Annotated in this window: 17 protein-coding genes; all 17 read right to left on the bottom strand. The window is 44.0% G+C overall.

What is annotated here, in order from left to right; genetic code table 11:
- Positions 1-11: 11 nt before the first annotated feature.
- Complete coding sequence (gene rnc / locus NQ095_RS09435; RefSeq protein ID WP_258263233.1) at positions 12-758, bottom strand: ribonuclease III; 747 nt, start codon at positions 756-758, stop codon at positions 12-14.
- 192 nt (positions 759-950) lie between these two features.
- Positions 951-1,184 (bottom strand): acyl carrier protein, encoded by a 234-nt coding sequence (acpP, locus tag NQ095_RS09430; RefSeq protein WP_034755712.1) that lies wholly within the window; start codon positions 1,182-1,184, stop codon positions 951-953.
- Positions 1,185-1,277: 93 nt separating this feature from the next.
- Positions 1,278-2,021, bottom strand: coding sequence for a 3-oxoacyl-[acyl-carrier-protein] reductase (gene fabG, locus NQ095_RS09425; RefSeq protein ID WP_258263232.1), 744 nt, complete (start codon positions 2,019-2,021; stop codon positions 1,278-1,280).
- On the bottom strand, positions 2,022-2,966 hold the full coding sequence (gene fabD, locus NQ095_RS09420; RefSeq protein WP_258263231.1) for an ACP S-malonyltransferase: 945 nt from the start codon (positions 2,964-2,966) through the stop codon (positions 2,022-2,024).
- Between the two features lies 1 nt (position 2,967).
- Positions 2,968-3,957 (bottom strand): phosphate acyltransferase PlsX, encoded by a 990-nt coding sequence (gene plsX / locus NQ095_RS09415; RefSeq protein WP_258263230.1) that lies wholly within the window; start codon positions 3,955-3,957, stop codon positions 2,968-2,970.
- The gene (fapR, locus tag NQ095_RS09410) at positions 3,958-4,539 is read right to left on the bottom strand and encodes a transcription factor FapR (protein ID WP_060669794.1); all 582 of its coding nucleotides are present in this window, start codon (positions 4,537-4,539) and stop codon (positions 3,958-3,960) included.
- A 92-nt stretch (positions 4,540-4,631) separates the two neighbouring features.
- Positions 4,632-6,683 carry an ATP-dependent DNA helicase RecG gene (gene recG / locus NQ095_RS09405; RefSeq protein ID WP_258263229.1) on the bottom strand — a complete coding sequence of 684 codons (2,052 nt, stop codon included), beginning with the start codon at positions 6,681-6,683 and terminating at the stop codon, positions 4,632-4,634.
- On the bottom strand, positions 6,670-7,563 hold the full coding sequence (gene sdaAA, locus NQ095_RS09400) for an L-serine ammonia-lyase, iron-sulfur-dependent, subunit alpha (protein ID WP_258263228.1): 894 nt from the start codon (positions 7,561-7,563) through the stop codon (positions 6,670-6,672). The genes recG and sdaAA overlap by 14 nt, the downstream gene beginning before the upstream one ends.
- A 46-nt stretch (positions 7,564-7,609) precedes the next feature.
- Positions 7,610-8,272 carry an L-serine ammonia-lyase, iron-sulfur-dependent subunit beta gene (sdaAB, locus tag NQ095_RS09395; RefSeq protein ID WP_258263227.1) on the bottom strand — a complete coding sequence of 221 codons (663 nt, stop codon included), beginning with the start codon at positions 8,270-8,272 and terminating at the stop codon, positions 7,610-7,612.
- Positions 8,273-8,368: 96 nt separating this feature from the next.
- Complete coding sequence (locus NQ095_RS09390) at positions 8,369-10,033, bottom strand: DAK2 domain-containing protein (RefSeq protein ID WP_258263226.1); 1,665 nt, start codon at positions 10,031-10,033, stop codon at positions 8,369-8,371.
- 15 nt (positions 10,034-10,048) lie between these two features.
- On the bottom strand, positions 10,049-10,411 hold the full coding sequence (locus NQ095_RS09385) for an Asp23/Gls24 family envelope stress response protein (protein WP_034755738.1): 363 nt from the start codon (positions 10,409-10,411) through the stop codon (positions 10,049-10,051).
- A 209-nt stretch (positions 10,412-10,620) separates the two neighbouring features.
- Positions 10,621-10,809, bottom strand: a complete 189-nt coding sequence (gene rpmB / locus NQ095_RS09380) for a 50S ribosomal protein L28 (RefSeq protein ID WP_034755741.1) — start codon at positions 10,807-10,809, stop codon at positions 10,621-10,623.
- A 607-nt stretch (positions 10,810-11,416) separates the two neighbouring features.
- The gene (spoVM, locus tag NQ095_RS09375; protein ID WP_032088878.1) at positions 11,417-11,497 is read right to left on the bottom strand and encodes a stage V sporulation protein SpoVM; all 81 of its coding nucleotides are present in this window, start codon (positions 11,495-11,497) and stop codon (positions 11,417-11,419) included.
- A 113-nt stretch (positions 11,498-11,610) separates the two neighbouring features.
- A complete protein-coding gene (locus NQ095_RS09370; RefSeq protein WP_258263225.1) occupies positions 11,611-12,258 on the bottom strand; it encodes a thiamine diphosphokinase in 648 nt (215 codons plus the stop codon).
- A gap of 57 nt (positions 12,259-12,315) precedes the next feature.
- A complete protein-coding gene (gene rpe, locus NQ095_RS09365) occupies positions 12,316-12,966 on the bottom strand; it encodes a ribulose-phosphate 3-epimerase (RefSeq protein ID WP_258263224.1) in 651 nt (216 codons plus the stop codon).
- A 2-nt stretch (positions 12,967-12,968) separates the two neighbouring features.
- Positions 12,969-13,850: a ribosome small subunit-dependent GTPase A gene (gene rsgA, locus NQ095_RS09360; RefSeq protein ID WP_258263223.1), complete on the bottom strand. Its 882-nt coding sequence runs from the start codon at positions 13,848-13,850 to the stop codon at positions 12,969-12,971.
- A 137-nt stretch (positions 13,851-13,987) separates the two neighbouring features.
- Entirely contained in the window at positions 13,988-16,006 is a 2,019-nt protein-coding gene (gene pknB, locus NQ095_RS09355; RefSeq protein WP_258263222.1) for a Stk1 family PASTA domain-containing Ser/Thr kinase, read from the bottom strand.
- Positions 16,007-16,009: the final 3 nt, after the last annotated feature.

Here is a 16,009-nt window from a genome sequence, read left to right as displayed (position 1 = left end):
CTTCTTTCCCCCTATTTCGCGTCCAGCTTTTGTTTTAACTTTTCCAGAGCTTTCTGTGCGGCTTTTTGTTCAGCCTCTTTTTTTGACCGGCCATTTCCAATGCCCAATTCTTCATCATTTAAACTCACTCTTGAAATAAACTGACGATTATGGGCAGGGCCGCTTTCTTCTAAGATACTATACTCGATCATTCCAGCACTGCCCCTTTGAACCAGCTCTTGTAACTGACTCTTATAATCCATCACATGAGAAAAAGCACCGACATTAATTTTGGGGTAGACCACTTTTTCAAGGATTGAAATGACTGTTTCTAATCCTTGATCCAGGTATACCGCCCCGATAAACGCTTCAAAGACATCGGCGAGTAAAGCCGGTCTCTCACGTCCCCCCGTCATTTCTTCACCCTTACCCAACAGAATGAGTTCACCGAAATTCAGTTCAATCGAGAACTTCACCAGGGATGGTTCGCATACGATGGCCGCCCTTAACTTGGTAAGTTCCCCTTCACTCATCATGGGGTATTTCTTGAAAAGAAATTGAGATACCGTTAATTCCAGAACGGCGTCCCCGAGAAATTCTAAGCGTTCGTTATCTTCATATGGTTTTCGACGATGCTCATTCACATAAGATGAATGAGTAAAAGCTTGTTTAAGGAGTTTTTCATCTTTAAATTGAATTCCCATTTGATTTTGAAATGTCTTGAATTTCAAATCATTTTTATGTTTCGATAATCCATTACTTCTGTTTTGCTTCCGCATCAGGCACTCCACCTTGCTAATATGTTCTCAATGTATACTAATCAAGTTTATTCTAAAAAAATCATTTACGCAAAAATTTCTTGAACAAAGAAGTTAGAACACAAATAAACTTGGTAGGGAGTTACGTCCCTACCAAGTTTAAAATGGTTAGAATATAAGATGGATCTCCCATCTCTCTATTCAATCTAACGATTAAGCCTTTGCTTGTATGTAGTTCACAGCATCACCTACTGTGCCGATTTTTTCAGCATCATCGTCAGAAATTTCCATGTCAAATTCATCTTCAAGTTCCATAACCAGCTCAACTACATCAAGGGAGTCAGCACCTAGATCTTCTTTAAAAGAAGCTTCAAGAGTTACTTGAGATTCATCTACACCTAGACGATCAACGATAATTTTTGTTACACGATCTAATACTTCTGCCATTTTTGTCACCTCCCCTCAAGTATTATAGAGCATTTTCACCTCTAATGAAAAGAGTATACATGAAAACATGTATAAATTATTTCATTCTGTCCCTTACATGACCATTCCACCATCAATATGGAGAGTTTGACCAGTCATATACGATGCGGAGTCGGACGCAACAAATGTCACTATTTTTGCAATATCCCCGGGAGCGCCAAAACGGCTTAACGGGATTTGTTTTAACATTTCATCCCGTACATCTTCCGTAAGCTTATCGGTCATATCAGTGGAAATGAAGCCAGGAGCAATGGCATTCACGGTAATTCCACGGGGGGCAAGCTCTCTCGCAGTCGTTTTAGTCAATCCGATCACACCTGATTTGGCTGCTACATAGTTTGCTTGTCCTGGATTCCCGCTCACTCCGACAATAGAAGAAATATTGATGATCCGGCCACTGCGTTGTTTCATCATTTGACGTGTTACGGCCTTCGTACACAGGAATACACCTTTAAGGTTGATGTTGATGACATCATCCCATTCTGTTTCTTTCATTCTCATCAACAAATTATCCTTGGTGATGCCGGCATTGTTCACAAGAATATCAATGGAACCAAATTCAGCAATCGTTTCCTTCACCATAGCCTGAACACTTTCAGCATCCGATACATCACATTGTACGGCGATTGCTTCTCTGCCCAAACCTTTGATTTCATCCACAACTTCGTTTGCTTTCTGTTCACTACCCGCAAAATTCACGGCCACATTACAACCTTCACGTGCAAGTTCAAGAGCGATCTCCCGTCCGATTCCACGGGATGCTCCTGTCACCAGTGCCACTTTACCTTCTAAATTCATTTAAGCTTCCTCCTTCAGCGCTTGAATGGTTTGTTGCAAGGATGCTTCATCTTGAATAGCATATGTCTTCACTCGTCTGTTCACTTTTTTCACCAAACCTGAAAGCACTTTCCCAGGTCCCACTTCGATAAATGTGTCTACACCTAACTCCAGAAGCTTCTCAACAGTATCTTCCCACTGAACTGGTGAGTACAATTGTTCTATTAATAAACGCTTGATTTCCTCACGTCCTGTTACCGGCTCTGCTGTCACATTCGCAATGACAGGTACTTCTGCATCTTTGATCGTGATCGAATCCAATATTGAAACGAACTGTTCGGCAGCCGGTTTCATTAATTGGGAATGGAAAGGACCACTCACCTGAAGTGGGATGACCCGCTTCGCTCCGGCTTCCTTCGCTTTCTCTGAAGCCATTTCCACTCCGCGCACCGTCCCTGAAATGACAATTTGACCGGGACAATTCAAGTTCGCAAGTCCAACGGGATGGCCCTCATCTGTCACAAGGTCTGTCACTTCTTTCAATGGTTCTCTGCCCAAACCAAGGACGGCAGCCATCGTTCCTTCTCCGCTTGGTACTGCTTCTTCCATGAATTCCCCTCTTTTACGAACGGTATACACAGCATCTTCAAATCCGATTGCACCTGCAGCCACGAGGGCAGAGTATTCCCCTAAGCTGTGACCCGCCGTATAATCTGCCGTAACCCCCTGGGCTGTCAAGCGGTCCAGAATGGCCATACTTGTCGTCAGAAGGGCAGGCTGAGCGTTCGTTGTCTGGGTAAGCTCTTCCTGGGGACCTTCAAATATAATTGTTGAGAGCTTTGTATCCAATCGGTCATCGGCTTTATTAAAATATGATTGCACATCAGGGTATTGCCCGGCTAATTCTTTCCCCATCCCCACTGTTTGGGAACCTTGTCCAGGAAAGATAAACGCAATTTTACTCATATTATTCCACACTCCCCTTAATAGCATCTTTTATCGTGTTGGAAACGTCGTGCTTCACCATTTCCCTTGCTTGTCTCATGGCATTATACAGAGCCACTTCATTAGACGAACCATGGGCTTTGATGACCGGTGCCTTCAGGCCGAACAGGCCTGCCCCTCCGTACTCTGTATAATCGAGCATATTCTTCAATTGTTTCAGATCATTCTTCACCAGTCCTGCTGCAAGTTTGTTTTTCGTTGAGGCCGTGAACGTTTTTTTCAACATGGAGAAGACGGACAGGGCCGTCCCTTCTATGGTCTTCAGTACCATGTTCCCGGTAAAACCGTCCGTTACGACAACATCGGCCGGTCCATCCAATAAGTCTCTGGACTCTACATTCCCCACAAAATTGATAGGCAGTTCTTTTAATAATTTGAATGTGTTCTTTGTTAATTCATTTCCCTTTTTATCTTCCGTTCCAATGTTCAATAAGCCGACGCGCGGGTTTTTGATTCCTCTCACTTTCTCAGAATAAATGCTTCCCATGACTGCGTATTGTGCCAGATGCTCGGGTTTAGCATCGACATTCGCCCCAAGGTCAAGCATAAGGAATCCTTTTCCATCAAGTGTTGGAAGGGTCGGTGCCAACGCAGGCCGTTCAATCCCGTCAATCCTCCCTACGATGAACAATCCTGCCGTCATCAGGGCACCCGTATTGCCAGCTGAAATACAGGCATCAGCTTCCCCATCTTTCACTGCCTGAGCCATCAGTACCATCGAAGCATTCTTCTTTCGTTTTACCGCTCTGACAGGCTCATCCGTACCTTCGATCACTTCATCGGTGTGGACGATCGTCAGGCGATCTTCGGGGGTGATATACTCTTTAATCTGCTTTTCATCCCCGTATAGGAGCACTTCAATATCATTAAATTCACGTAACGCCCGCTTCACTCCTAGAACGATTTCTTTCGGGGCGTGATCCCCGCCCATTGCATCAACGGCTAATCTCATCTACTCTTCATCCTTTACAGATTTTTTAGAGCGATACATTTCAAATTCACCTGTAAAAACGAGCTCACCACCGACTAAACTTTGAACTTCTACCGTTGTTCGGTCTTTTTGATCTTTCATATGTATCACTTTCGCTTTCGCAACCACCCTTTCCCCTTCCTTGACGGGTCGGGTAAAACGGATGTTTGACTTAGCAGTTAATGCCAAGTCGTCATTTATGACAGCCACTGCAAGGGAATTCGCCTGAGCAAACAAGTGGTGCCCCCTCGCAATTCCATTCCTGATAAAGACATGCTCCCGTTTCACATCAAAAATGGATATCGCACTTTGATCCAGCTCTATATCAATAATTTCTCCAATAATCTCTTCAATAGGCAACGACTTCACTTCGTCTTCAAACGATTTCTCCGCAACGTATTTGATGCGTTCACGAAGTTCTGGGATCGACAATTCCATCCGGTCCAACCGGATTGTCTGGACGCTTACCCGAAACCGTTCAGCCAATTCTTCATCTGTTATAAAAGGATTCACTTTGATTGTGTCAGTAAGGTTTCCCTGTCTTTCCTTTTTCGAAAGTCTCAATTTTAACACCGTCCAGTATTAGTACTAGGTACTAATAGTAGTATATAATCTAAAAAAGCAGATTGCAAGAAATAATCTCACAATCTGCCTTTCTAGTCCAGCTTTTCGCCGTCTAATATTCCCGATCCGGATAAATACGCCCTGAGCGGTTCAAACTCTGGATCACTCCAGAATTGAGCGGATGCAATCAACGCTTGAGCATCGTCCCTTGCCACTTCCAGAGCACGGTAGTCATGCACCATGTCTGCCACCTTAAACTCAGGGAGCCCGCTCTGCTTTCTGCCGAAAAAGTCACCAGGACCCCTTAATTCAAGATCTTTTTCACTAAGGACAAATCCATCATTCGTTTCTGTCATGATTTTCATGCGCTCTTTCCCGACTTCGGTCTTTGGTTCCGCAAGGAGGATACAATACGATTGATGTTCACCACGACCTACCCTTCCTCTCAGTTGATGAAGCTGACTCAACCCGAATCGTTCCGCATCATAGATGAGCATGAATGTAGCATTGGGCACGTTCACGCCAACCTCAACCACTGTGGTGGAAACAAGCACTTGAAGGTGGTTCGCACTGAATTCCCTCATGACTCCATCCTTATCTTCCGGATGAAGTCTCCCGTGCATAAGACCGACCTTATAACGCCCTTCAAAATAATGGACCAATTGATTATAGACATCGATGGCATTTTGCACATCCAGTTTGTCCGACTCCTCAATCAATGGACAAATCACATATGCCTGGCGCCCCTGGTCCAACTCCTTATCCATAAACGAAAGGACTCTGGACAGCATATCCGCTTTCGCCCAATAGGTTTCAATCGACTTCCTTCCGGCAGGCATTTGATCGATGATACTCACATCCATCTCACCAAATACGGTGATGGCAAGTGTTCTCGGAATCGGGGTCGCTGTCATGAATAATACATCAGGACTTTCCCCTTTTTCCCTAAGTACCCTTCTTTGGTTGACACCGAACCTATGTTGTTCATCTGTGACCACGAGGCCAAGATGCTTGAATTCGACTTCATCCTGTATGAGGGCATGGGTACCAATGAGAATATCAATTTCACCATCTTTCAGTTTATCCAATAAAAGACGCCGCTTCTTCCCTTTTACAGAGCTGGTTAGAAGGGCAACGGACAGTCCCATCGACCCCAGCATATCGCTTAGGGAATTCGCATGCTGTTCTGCCAGTATTTCTGTCGGGACCATTAGTGCCCCCTGATAACCCGCTGTTACACTTGAATACAAGGCTATGGCGGATACGACGGTCTTACCGGATCCCACATCCCCTTGGAGAAGGCGATTCATCCGATAAGGAGATTTCATATCTGCCGAAATCTCATTCACCACCCGTTTTTGCGCATCGGTCAATGGAAATGGCAAAGATTCAATAAATGATTTGACTTTATCCAAATCATAATGTTGAGGCATGCCGTTTGAATGTTCCCTTTCGAACTTTCTCAAAGCCTGCATCTTCAACTGAAACAACAGGAATTCTTCATAAACAAACCGCCTTCTTGCCTGCTTCATATCTTCGGTGGAATCAGGAAAGTGAAGATGATATAGAGCATCTTTCCGGCTTGAAAGCTTATACTTCTCCATTAAATGGACAGGGAGGTTCTCATGGATCAGATGACCGTAATCACTGAAAGCCTTCTTGATGAATTTCCTGAGTGTATTGTTTTTCACTGAGCCTTTCAATGAATATACAGGTTCAAAATCGCCCTGTTTATCATGAGGACCCGTCTGAAAATACTGTGCCGTAATGATTTGCCTGTTTTTATCCCATTTTCCAGTCACCGTCACCGTGTCATGAAGATTGATCTTCTTTTTCAAGTAAGGCTGATTAAAAAACACCACTTGAACCAGATTCCTCCCTACGAGAATCCTCAGGGTCAATCGGGATTTTTTTCTCCCATAAAACATCAGTGCGGGTTCCGAATGAACTTTCCCCTCAACAGTGACGCGTTCTTCATGGGCTACTTCTTCCAGGTCCCTAAGTCGATAATCCTCATAGCGGTAAGGCAGGTATTCCAACAGATCCAGAACAGAATGTATCCCCATTGTATTCAGCTGTACAGCTGTTTCTTCACCAATCCCCTTAATGTTCTGGATTGTCAGTCCTTCATTACGAGTCTTCACGTTTATTCAGGGAAACCCCAAAGATTTTCGCTTCAAGCTCTCTGCCTGTCGGCGTAGCCGCCAGTCCCCCTTGAGCCGTTTCACGAAGCGCCACCGGCATGGTTTGACCGATTTTATACATGGCATCGATCACTTCATCACATGGAATACGGCTCGTTATACCTGCAAGGGCCATATCCGCCGCAACCATGGCATTGGCAGCCCCCATGGCATTCCGTTTCACACAGGGAACTTCCACCAGTCCCGCTACAGGATCACATACCAGACCTAACATGTTCTTCAACGTAATCGCCATGGCTTCCGCTGATTGACCAGGGGACCCCCCTGCCATTTCAACGATGGCAGCTGCTGCCATCCCGCTCGCGGATCCCACCTCTGCCTGACAACCGCCAGCTGCCCCTGAGATGGAAGCGTTATTCGCCACCACGAAACCAAAGGCACCTGATGCAAATAAAAAGCGGATCATTTCATCTTTTGTGGGATTCAACTTATTCTTCACAGCAAACAGTGTTCCGGGAACCACTCCGGCGGACCCTGCAGTAGGAGTGGCGCAGATCGTCCCCATCGCTGCATTCACTTCGTTTGTTGCAACGGCTTTACTGACCGCATCCAGAATCGTGTCCCCACAAAGGGAACGTCCTGAATCAATGTATTTCTGTAATAATACGGCATCGCCGCCTGTCAACCCGGAGTGGGACTTGACACCTTCGAGGCCCCTGGCTACTGCCTGCTCCATCACTTCCAGATTCTTTTCCATCTGACTATAAACCTCTTCAAATGTTTTTCCCGTAAACTCAATTTCCTGTTCGATCATAATATCAGATATTTTCTTGTTCTGACTTTCAGCAAGTTCAACCAATTCTGCTACATTTCGAAACATGTAAATAACCTCCTCTTTATGTAAACGCTATCATTATTGTAATTGATTAATCAGAAATCCGTGTTACTTGTGTAATGTTAGGCAATGATGTCAATTCGTTTATCACCGCTTCATCTATCGGTTGATCGACCTCTATGGTCATCAATGCCATTTGTCCTTTTTCTTTCCTGGACACATCCATATGCCCGATGTTCAGTTGATGCTTAGCAATGACATTGGAGACAGAAGCAATCGCTCCGAATCGGTCATCATGAACTACAAGTATTGCTGGATGATGACCTGAGAGTTTAAGTTCAAAGCCATTAAGTTCAATGATTTCAACTTTCCCTCCACCTATGGAAATACCGACCAGTTCGATATCGCCTTGATCATCTCCCATGTGGATACGTGCAGTATTCGGGTGATCCGTGATGGCATCTTCTTCTTGAAATTTGATCTTTATCCCTTTTTCCTTAGCTACATTGATCGATTCGATAATTCGTTCATCATATGTATCATAATCAAGGATACCACCGACTATGGCTACATCTGTTCCATGCCCCTTGTAGGTTTTTGCAAACGATCCATAAAAGGATATCGTCGCCCATTTTGGTTCCCTTCGAAACAGGCTTCTTGCTAATCTTCCTATTCTTGCAGCACCTGCCGTATGAGAACTTGAAGGACCGATCATCACAGGACCGATAATATCAAATACACTTTTGTATTTCACGACTTTTCCCCCTTACTTAACATCCTATTCATATTACCATTCTAACATAATTGAAGGGGACAAACTCCTTTTAGAGCTGCCCCCTTCCTTTAATCCTTATTCAACTGAGAATATATAGGAGTAAAGTGGTTGTTTACCATTATGAACTTCCACTTCGACGTCTTCATATTGCTGTTCTACATACTCTCTGAGTGACTCAACATCTTCTTCGCTGACATCTTCACCGTATAGAATGGTTAAAATCTCTGAGTCATCTTCCAACATTGTATCCAACAGGCTTTGAGCAGACTTTTGACGGTCAGAATCCGAGACGACAATCTTGCCTTCTTCTATGCCCATAAAGTCATCTTTTGAAATCGATACACCATCAATGGACGTATCTCTCACAGCGAACGTGACTTGACCCGTTTTCACCTGTTTCGAAGCCTCGGTCATTAACTGTTTGTTGTCTTCAACAGAAGCTGATGGATTAAAGGCAAGTAGTGCAGCCATCCCCTGCGGTACGGTCTTCGTAGGGACAACAGCCACCTCCATTTCAAGAACTTCAGCCGCTTGTTCAGCAGCCATGATGATATTCTTGTTATTCGGCATGATGATGACTTTCTTGGCATTCACTTCTTCTACAGCTTTCACGATATCCTCCGTACTTGGATTCATCGTTTGACCGCCTTCGATCACAGCCGTAGCACCGATGCTTTTGAACAAGTCGGAAATCCCTTCACCCATAGCAACCGTAACAATGGCAAAGTCAACTTCTTTTGGTGCAGCAGGAGCCTGAGCTTTCACTGGCTTTGTTTCACCAACGATGCTGCTGTGCTGTTGTCTCATGTTTTCAATCTTTATATTGATGAGACTTCCGTATTTATGACCATACGTCAATACATCCCCGGGCTTTTCGGAGTGGATATGTACTTTGGCTAATTCATCGTCACTGATGACAAGCAGGGAATCACCGAACTTGCTTAAATCCTGACGAAAGTCTTCTTCCACAAACGACTGCTTATCACTTTCAAATCGGACCATGAATTCTGTACAATATCCAAATTCAATATCCTCTGTACTCATGAAATCCTGTGCCGTCTTATGATGCTCTGCACTTACAAGGTCATTCATGGATGGCAGTGACGCCTGATTCGAAACCTTTTCCCCTTTAAGCTCAGCAAGGAATCCTTCATAAACGCATAGAAGTCCCTGACCTCCACTATCGACTACTCCCACTTCCTTCAATACAGGAAGTAAATCAGGTGTACGATTCAATGAAGCCTGCGCTTCGTCGACAATTGCCTGCATAAGCTTCACGAAATCACTTTCAGTCTCGGCTACAGAAACACCTTTTCTCGCAGCGTCTTTCGCAACCGTTAGAATCGTTCCTTCCACAGGTTTCATTACCGCTTTATAAGCCGTTTCCACCCCTGTTTGAAGTGCATTGGCAAACTCTGCACCGGATAAGGATTCTTTCCCTTCAATCGCTTTACCAAAGCCTCTGAACAATTGGGATAAGATAACACCTGAGTTACCTCTTGCTCCCATCAATAACCCTTTTGAAAGGGCAGCAGCCACATTTCCAATATGATCTTGAATATGGTTTTGAACTTCCTTAGCACCGGAAGTCATTGATAAATTCATATTTGTTCCAGTATCACCATCAGGAACAGGAAAAACGTTGAGCGCGTCAACCAGCTGCGCGTTGGCAGATAATTGGGTGGCACCCTGTATCACCATTTTGGCAAAACGTTTTCCTTCCAAAGATGTAATCGACACGAATCTTCCTCCTCACTACGGGTTCGTAACACGAACCCCCTGCACAAAAATATTTACTGAATCTACCGCCAAGCCGACGGTCTTATCAAGAGTATATTTAACCTTGGATTGTACATTATGGGCAATCTCAGAAATTTTTGTACCATAACTCACAATAATATACATATCAATATGTACTTCCTCTTCATCTTGACGAACAATCACTCCGCGAGTGAAGTTTTCTTTACGTAAGATATCTGTGAAACCGTCTTTAATTTGGTTCTTTGAAGCCATTCCAACAATTCCGTAGCAATCCACCGCTGCACCTCCAGCAATCATTGCAATGACATCATTCGTAATATCAATTTGTCCGTACTGCGTTTTCAATTCGATGGACATGGAATGTTTTCCCCCTTTAATTACATGCTTGGCTAAAAACATTTTACTATAAGTATACTGTTTTTGAAAGCTAAACTATTATCACAAGCGTCATTTCTTGGGTTTACCCTCTATTTTTTCCTTATTATTCAAAGATTAATCATTGGCTTACTTAATGGAGCTGCTAATGAAAAAAGACGCCTGAATTAGGCGCCTTCCCATTTTAAGTATTATACGCGTTCTACTTTACCAGATTTCAACGCTCTTGCAGAAACCCATACTTTCTTAGGCTTTCCGTCCACAAGAATTCGAACTTTTTGCAGGTTTGCACCCCAAGTACGCTTGTTCGCATTCATTGCGTGAGAGCGAGCGTTACCTGAGCTGGCTTTACGGCCTGTTACTACGCATTGTTTTGCCATAATATATTCCCTCCTCACTAACAAGAAGCTGAAGTTAATTTCAGTTCCACATTTCGCTTATTATCATAAAGATACTTTAATAATTTATCACACAACTTTCTATAATGCAATACTACAATTAAAACCTTTCAAGAAAAAATACTTTACAGCAAGAAAAGCGGAGGCGGCTTGGGTAGGCCCGACAAGCATAGGATGAATTGACCGGAAAGGCGTTCTTTGCCTTTTTGGTCAATTTAGCTTATGACCTCGAGCCTCAAGCCCTTCAAGAGTGGTCGTACTTCGGTTGTGAATCATGTTAAGCACCAGAGCTGATAAATAGATGGAAAAATTCCGCTTAATTCGAAATGACTATATAAAAAATCTTAAATAGAAGGAAATATTCCGCCTATTAATCTCAAAACACATAAAAATGGGTGATTTTTGTTGCGTAAGCGGAATACCTCCCCTTATCAACCCTAAAACAAGTTTTATTCTGAATGTAACGGGAAAAACTCCGCTTATTTTCTGCCCTGCCTGGCTCAAAAAAAAACCACTAGCCCCCTCTTTCATCTCTAGATCTACCGCTTAAAAAAAGAAGATGGCATCAATGCCATCCCCACCAAAAGATTTATTCTTTTTTAAACGTTCCTAACATCGCCCTCACAAGTCCACCCAAGAATTTTGGTAATTTAATTGTATAAAAGCGCATTTAAAGTCCCTCCCCACAATCTAAAGAACGTAATGTTTCGCTTGACAACAGTGTAGTTTATTCAAGCAGTTTCAGTTAAGTACGTCTTCTTTTCTGCCTGGTCACGTGAAGCTTTAATCACTGCTTCTTATCACCATTAATATGCCATTTGAAAAGGAAAAAGTACCAGATGATTGTATAAGTTCATTACTAATACATAGTGTGGATCCTCTTGAAATATTCCGATTATTTAAGGGATATTTAAAGCCGGTGAGGGTGATCCCTTCGACATTTCCAGTGACGGGAACAAAGGAAATATACTGTAATTCCGGGCTTTTTTCAACGTTATGCTCCCCGGGTTCAGCAAGGGATAATCGATTTTGCACGTCGATCATTTCCACCTTTATTTCCGCTTCTAAGAGTGTCGGGGTCATTAATAACTGCAGGTTTCCCATGAAGTGATCAAGCCGTCCCCCCGTGGCACCGAAGATGGAAATTTTAGCAGGGTTCTGATTGATCGCCCAGTTCAAGGCAAGCTCCAGGTCCGTCTCGTCCTTTTCCGGCTTATAGCGATTGACTTCCCGGACTTTTTCCTGGATCAGTTCCCACTCTTCCGTGTTCACTGAATCAAAATCCCCGAATGCAATTTGGGGTTCGATCTTTTGTTTCAATAATGTATAAACACCGCGGTCTACGCCAACCCATTTGACTTCATCACTGCAATATTTGTTCAATTCCGGTATGTATCGATCCGGTCCGCCGGCAACGATATTTAGTTCCATTTCCTCCACTCCCAATTTATAAAAATAGGCTGACCCATAAGGATCAGCCTTCGTCTCTTATACGAGAGATTTCTTCAATTCTTCGATTGCTCCCCCTCGGTCACTCTTATTATAGATGGCAGATCCAGCTACAAATACGTCTGCACCCGCTTCAGCACAAACGGCAGCCGTTTCAGGGTTGATGCCACCGTCCACTTCGATTTCGAGTGAAGGATTGACTTCATTTGCCCATTCGCGGATCTGCTTGATTTTCGGTACGACCGACGGGATGAATGATTGCCCGCCGAAACCAGGGTTCACAGTCATCAAGAGGACCATGTCGACATCTTGCAAGACAGGTCTGATCGAGTCTGCAGGAGTACCCGGATTCAGGACGACACCCGCTTTGACTCCTTTGTTTTTAATCATTTGAATCGTTCTATGCAAATGGGGGTCTGCTTCTACATGGACGGTAATATAGTCCGCTCCCGCATCGGCAAAAGCTTCGATGTATTGACTTGGATTTTCAATCATGAGATGTACGTCCAAAGGCAACGTTGTTAGTGGACGGATCGCTTTTACGATCATTGGCCCGAGCGTAATATTCGGTACGAAGTGACCATCCATGACGTCTACATGGATATAGTCCGCTCCCCCTTTTTCAACATCTTTGATTTCATTTCCCAGCTCTGCAAAATTGGCAGAAAGAATGGATGGTGCGATTTTCATATTTAGTACCTCGGCTTTCTTTCTTTTATTTCTTGGTGGAAAGTCAAATAGTGGTCGTAGCGGTAATCAGGGATCCTTCCCGCTTCAACTGCGGATTTAACGGCACATTTCGGTTCATTGATATGAAGACAGCCCCTGAATTTACACTCATCTGCTACCTCGACCATTTCCGGGAAGCATCGCGGCAGTTCTTCTATTTCAAGCTCTGAAAACTCCAGTGAACTGAATCCCGGGGTATCTGCGACCAGCCCATCCTTTATATCGATGAGTTCCACATGGCGGGTCGTATGTTTCCCCCGGCCCAAGTGGGAGGAAATCATGGCCGTCTTCAGTTCCAGTTCGGGATTCAGGGCATTTAGCAAAGATGATTTCCCTACTCCTGATTGCCCGGCAAAAACGGAAATTTTATCCTTTAAGTAAGGGGTCAGTTCCTCCAGGCCATGCTCTGTTTTAGAAGAAGTCATCAGCACTTCATACCCAAATGAGCGGTAATCGGACACATATTGTTCGATCTTAGTTGCCTGCTCCGTGGAAAGGAGGTCCATCTTTGTCACGCAGATAAGCGGTTCAATTTCTTTGCTCTCTACCAACACAAGAAAACGATCCAGAAGCGCAGGACTGAAATTCGGTTCACTGGCTGAAAAGACCAGAATCGCCTGATCGACATTTGCGATGGGCGGGCGTACCAATTCATTCTTCCGTTCCAATACCTTCAGAATGTACCCATCCGTTTTGTTCTCTGCTTGAAACTCGACATAATCACCAACAAGGGGCGTAATTTTATTTTTTCGGAAATTGCCCCTGCCCCTGCATTGCGTCACACTGCCTTCTGAGAGCACATAGTAAAATCCACTCAATGCTTTTACGATTTTTCCTTCAGGCATTCGAAACCTCCTATTCAAAACGTTTATCTAAATTGTTCATTATCTTCATTATGTATCATTACCATTATAAATGAAAATAAGAGGACTGTCCCGTAGGTTCTTTAAAAACCCGGGTACAGCCCCTTGGCAAGTGAATGTTATTCTTCTTTAGGATAATCGACGGTACCTCTTTTATACTCTTTACCATCGACTAAAATAATATATTCCCCTTTTGTTCCTTCTTCTAACGTGAAGGTCATCGTAATGGTCGTATCTTCGTAAATTCCTTGGACTTGGTCTGCATCACTGTCGTCGAGATCACTGTCCTTATCGTCAATGAATATTTCCACGGATTGAGGCTTTCCTTCTTGTCCCTTATATGGGATTGTTACGTCTTCTGTAACCTCTTTAGTCGGCACTTCCTTCGGAGGTTCAGGGCCCTTAGACATGATCACATAAATTGTTTCCCCTTTGTAAGTCGGGGTTCCTTGTTGCGGTTCATGGGAAATCACTTTACCCGCTTCGATACTATCAGAGTATTTTTCGTCCCTCACTTCAATCTTTACACCATTTAAGGCTGCATATTGATCAAGTGCTGATTTGTCGAAGCCCTCTAAATTATCCATATTAAACGGCTCGGACCCCTTACTTACAGTCAGAGTTATCGTCGTCTCCTCAGCCACGACTTCTTCCCCTGGTGATGGATCCTGATCCGTGATCGTCCCTTGTGCCTCGTCCTCATTAAACTCTTCTTCTTTCTCTACAGTAAATCCCTTTTCTTCCAAATCAGCAGACACTTCTTCAAAGTCCTTGCCGACATAATCATCGACTTCCACTTTTTCTTTACCAGTACTGACATAGATATCGACAGCCGATCCTTCATTCGCCATTCGGCCTGCTTTCGGATTGGTCTTGATCACATATCCTTCAGGAATATCTTCATCGGGTACCTTCTTGGTTTCACCGACCACAAACCCAGCCGATATGATCGTCGAAATTGCTTCGGTTTGATCCATTTCAGCAACTTTCGGTACTTCTATCTCTTTCGGTCCCAGTAAACCAGGCACCATCGTGACAGCAGCGATTCCCAACAGAATCAATAAAAAGAATAAACCAATGATCACCATCGGCCACTTCTTCTTCCTTTTTCCCTTTGGTGCTTTCGTTTTATCTTTTTTACCCTTCTTCCCCTCTTTCACTGGTGGGGTAGGCTTGGTTTGCACGTCATCTGTATTGGTCTGGTGATGGACGATCGTATCATCTAAATTCGAGTACGCCTTTTGATCCGTGATGACAGGGATCGCTTTTGTCGCTTCATCATCGAGAGGAACGGCGAATTTAGGTTCGTTCATTCGATCGGCATCAAGGGCTGTTGACAAGTCTTCATCCATTTCTTCAAGGCTCTCGTAGCGTCTGAATGGGTCCTTCGCCGTTGCTTTTAAGACGATATTTTCTACACTTTGTGGAATGTCAGGATTCCATCTCTTTAAGGAAGGTGTTTCCGACTGCAAATGCTTTAAGGCAATCGAGACCGCCGACTCTCCGGAGAAAGGTAATCTGCCCGTCAACAATTCGAACATGACGATCCCAAGGGAATAGATGTCCGATTTCTTTGTGGCCATTCCACCTCTCGCCTGCTCAGGAGAAAGGTAGTGTACCGATCCGAGAACCGAATTGGTCTGTGTGATCGACGTGGCACTAAGGGCCATCGCAATCCCGAAATCGGTTATCTTCACATTTCCTTCTTCATCAAGAAGAATATTATGGGGCTTGATATCCCTGTGGACGATATGATTCTGATGAGCATGAGACATGGCGATTGTCAGTTGCTTCATGATATCGATCGCCTTGTCGACATTGACAGGCGAATGTTGCTGTATGTATTGCTTTAGCGTCATGCCATGAACATATTCCATGACGATATAATAGAGGTCATCCTCTTCTCCTACATCATAAATGCTCACAATATTAGGGTGGGCAAGACTAGTAGCAGATTGGGCTTCCCGTTGGAATCGTTTAATGAATTCCTCTTCATTGGCAAAGTCGATCCGGAGCATTTTAATGGCTACTTCACGATCAAGAATCACATCGTGAGCTAAATAGACGTTTGCCATTCCCCCTCCACCAATGAGTTTAATAATTCTGTAACGCCCACTAATGCGCTTACCTTCCATCATGTT

The organism is Rossellomorea sp. SC111 (assembly GCF_024733565.1).
GTDB lineage: Bacteria > Bacillota > Bacilli > Bacillales > Bacillaceae_B > Rossellomorea.
The sequence above is the reverse complement of the archived record's forward strand: the minus strand, read 5'-3'. Positions and strand labels throughout refer to the sequence as shown.

Coding starts and splice junctions, on each gene's coding strand:
- sdaAA (WP_258263228.1), bottom strand. CDS start 7,563: ATGTTTCGAAATGTAGCAGAATTGGTTGAACTTGCTGAAAGTCAGAAC.
- fabD (WP_258263231.1), bottom strand. CDS start 2,966: ATGAGTAAAATTGCGTTTATCTTTCCTGGACAAGGTTCCCAAACAGTG.
- acpP (WP_034755712.1), bottom strand. CDS start 1,184: ATGGCAGAAGTATTAGATCGTGTAACAAAAATTATCGTTGATCGTCTA.
- NQ095_RS09370 (WP_258263225.1), bottom strand. CDS start 12,258: ATGGAACTAAATATCGTTGCCGGCGGACCGGATCGATACATACCGGAA.
- rpmB (WP_034755741.1), bottom strand. CDS start 10,809: ATGGCAAAACAATGCGTAGTAACAGGCCGTAAAGCCAGCTCAGGTAAC.
- fabG (WP_258263232.1), bottom strand. CDS start 2,021: ATGAATTTAGAAGGTAAAGTGGCACTGGTGACAGGAGCATCCCGTGGA.
- plsX (WP_258263230.1), bottom strand. CDS start 3,957: ATGAGATTAGCCGTTGATGCAATGGGCGGGGATCACGCCCCGAAAGAA.
- spoVM (WP_032088878.1), bottom strand. CDS start 11,497: ATGCGCTTTTATACAATTAAATTACCAAAATTCTTGGGTGGACTTGTG.
- rpe (WP_258263224.1), bottom strand. CDS start 12,966: ATGAAAATCGCACCATCCATTCTTTCTGCCAATTTTGCAGAGCTGGGA.
- pknB (WP_258263222.1), bottom strand. CDS start 16,006: ATGATGGAAGGTAAGCGCATTAGTGGGCGTTACAGAATTATTAAACTC.
- rsgA (WP_258263223.1), bottom strand. CDS start 13,850: ATGCCTGAAGGAAAAATCGTAAAAGCATTGAGTGGATTTTACTATGTG.
- NQ095_RS09385 (WP_034755738.1), bottom strand. CDS start 10,411: ATGTCCATCGAATTGAAAACGCAGTACGGACAAATTGATATTACGAAT.
- rnc (WP_258263233.1), bottom strand. CDS start 758: ATGCGGAAGCAAAACAGAAGTAATGGATTATCGAAACATAAAAATGAT.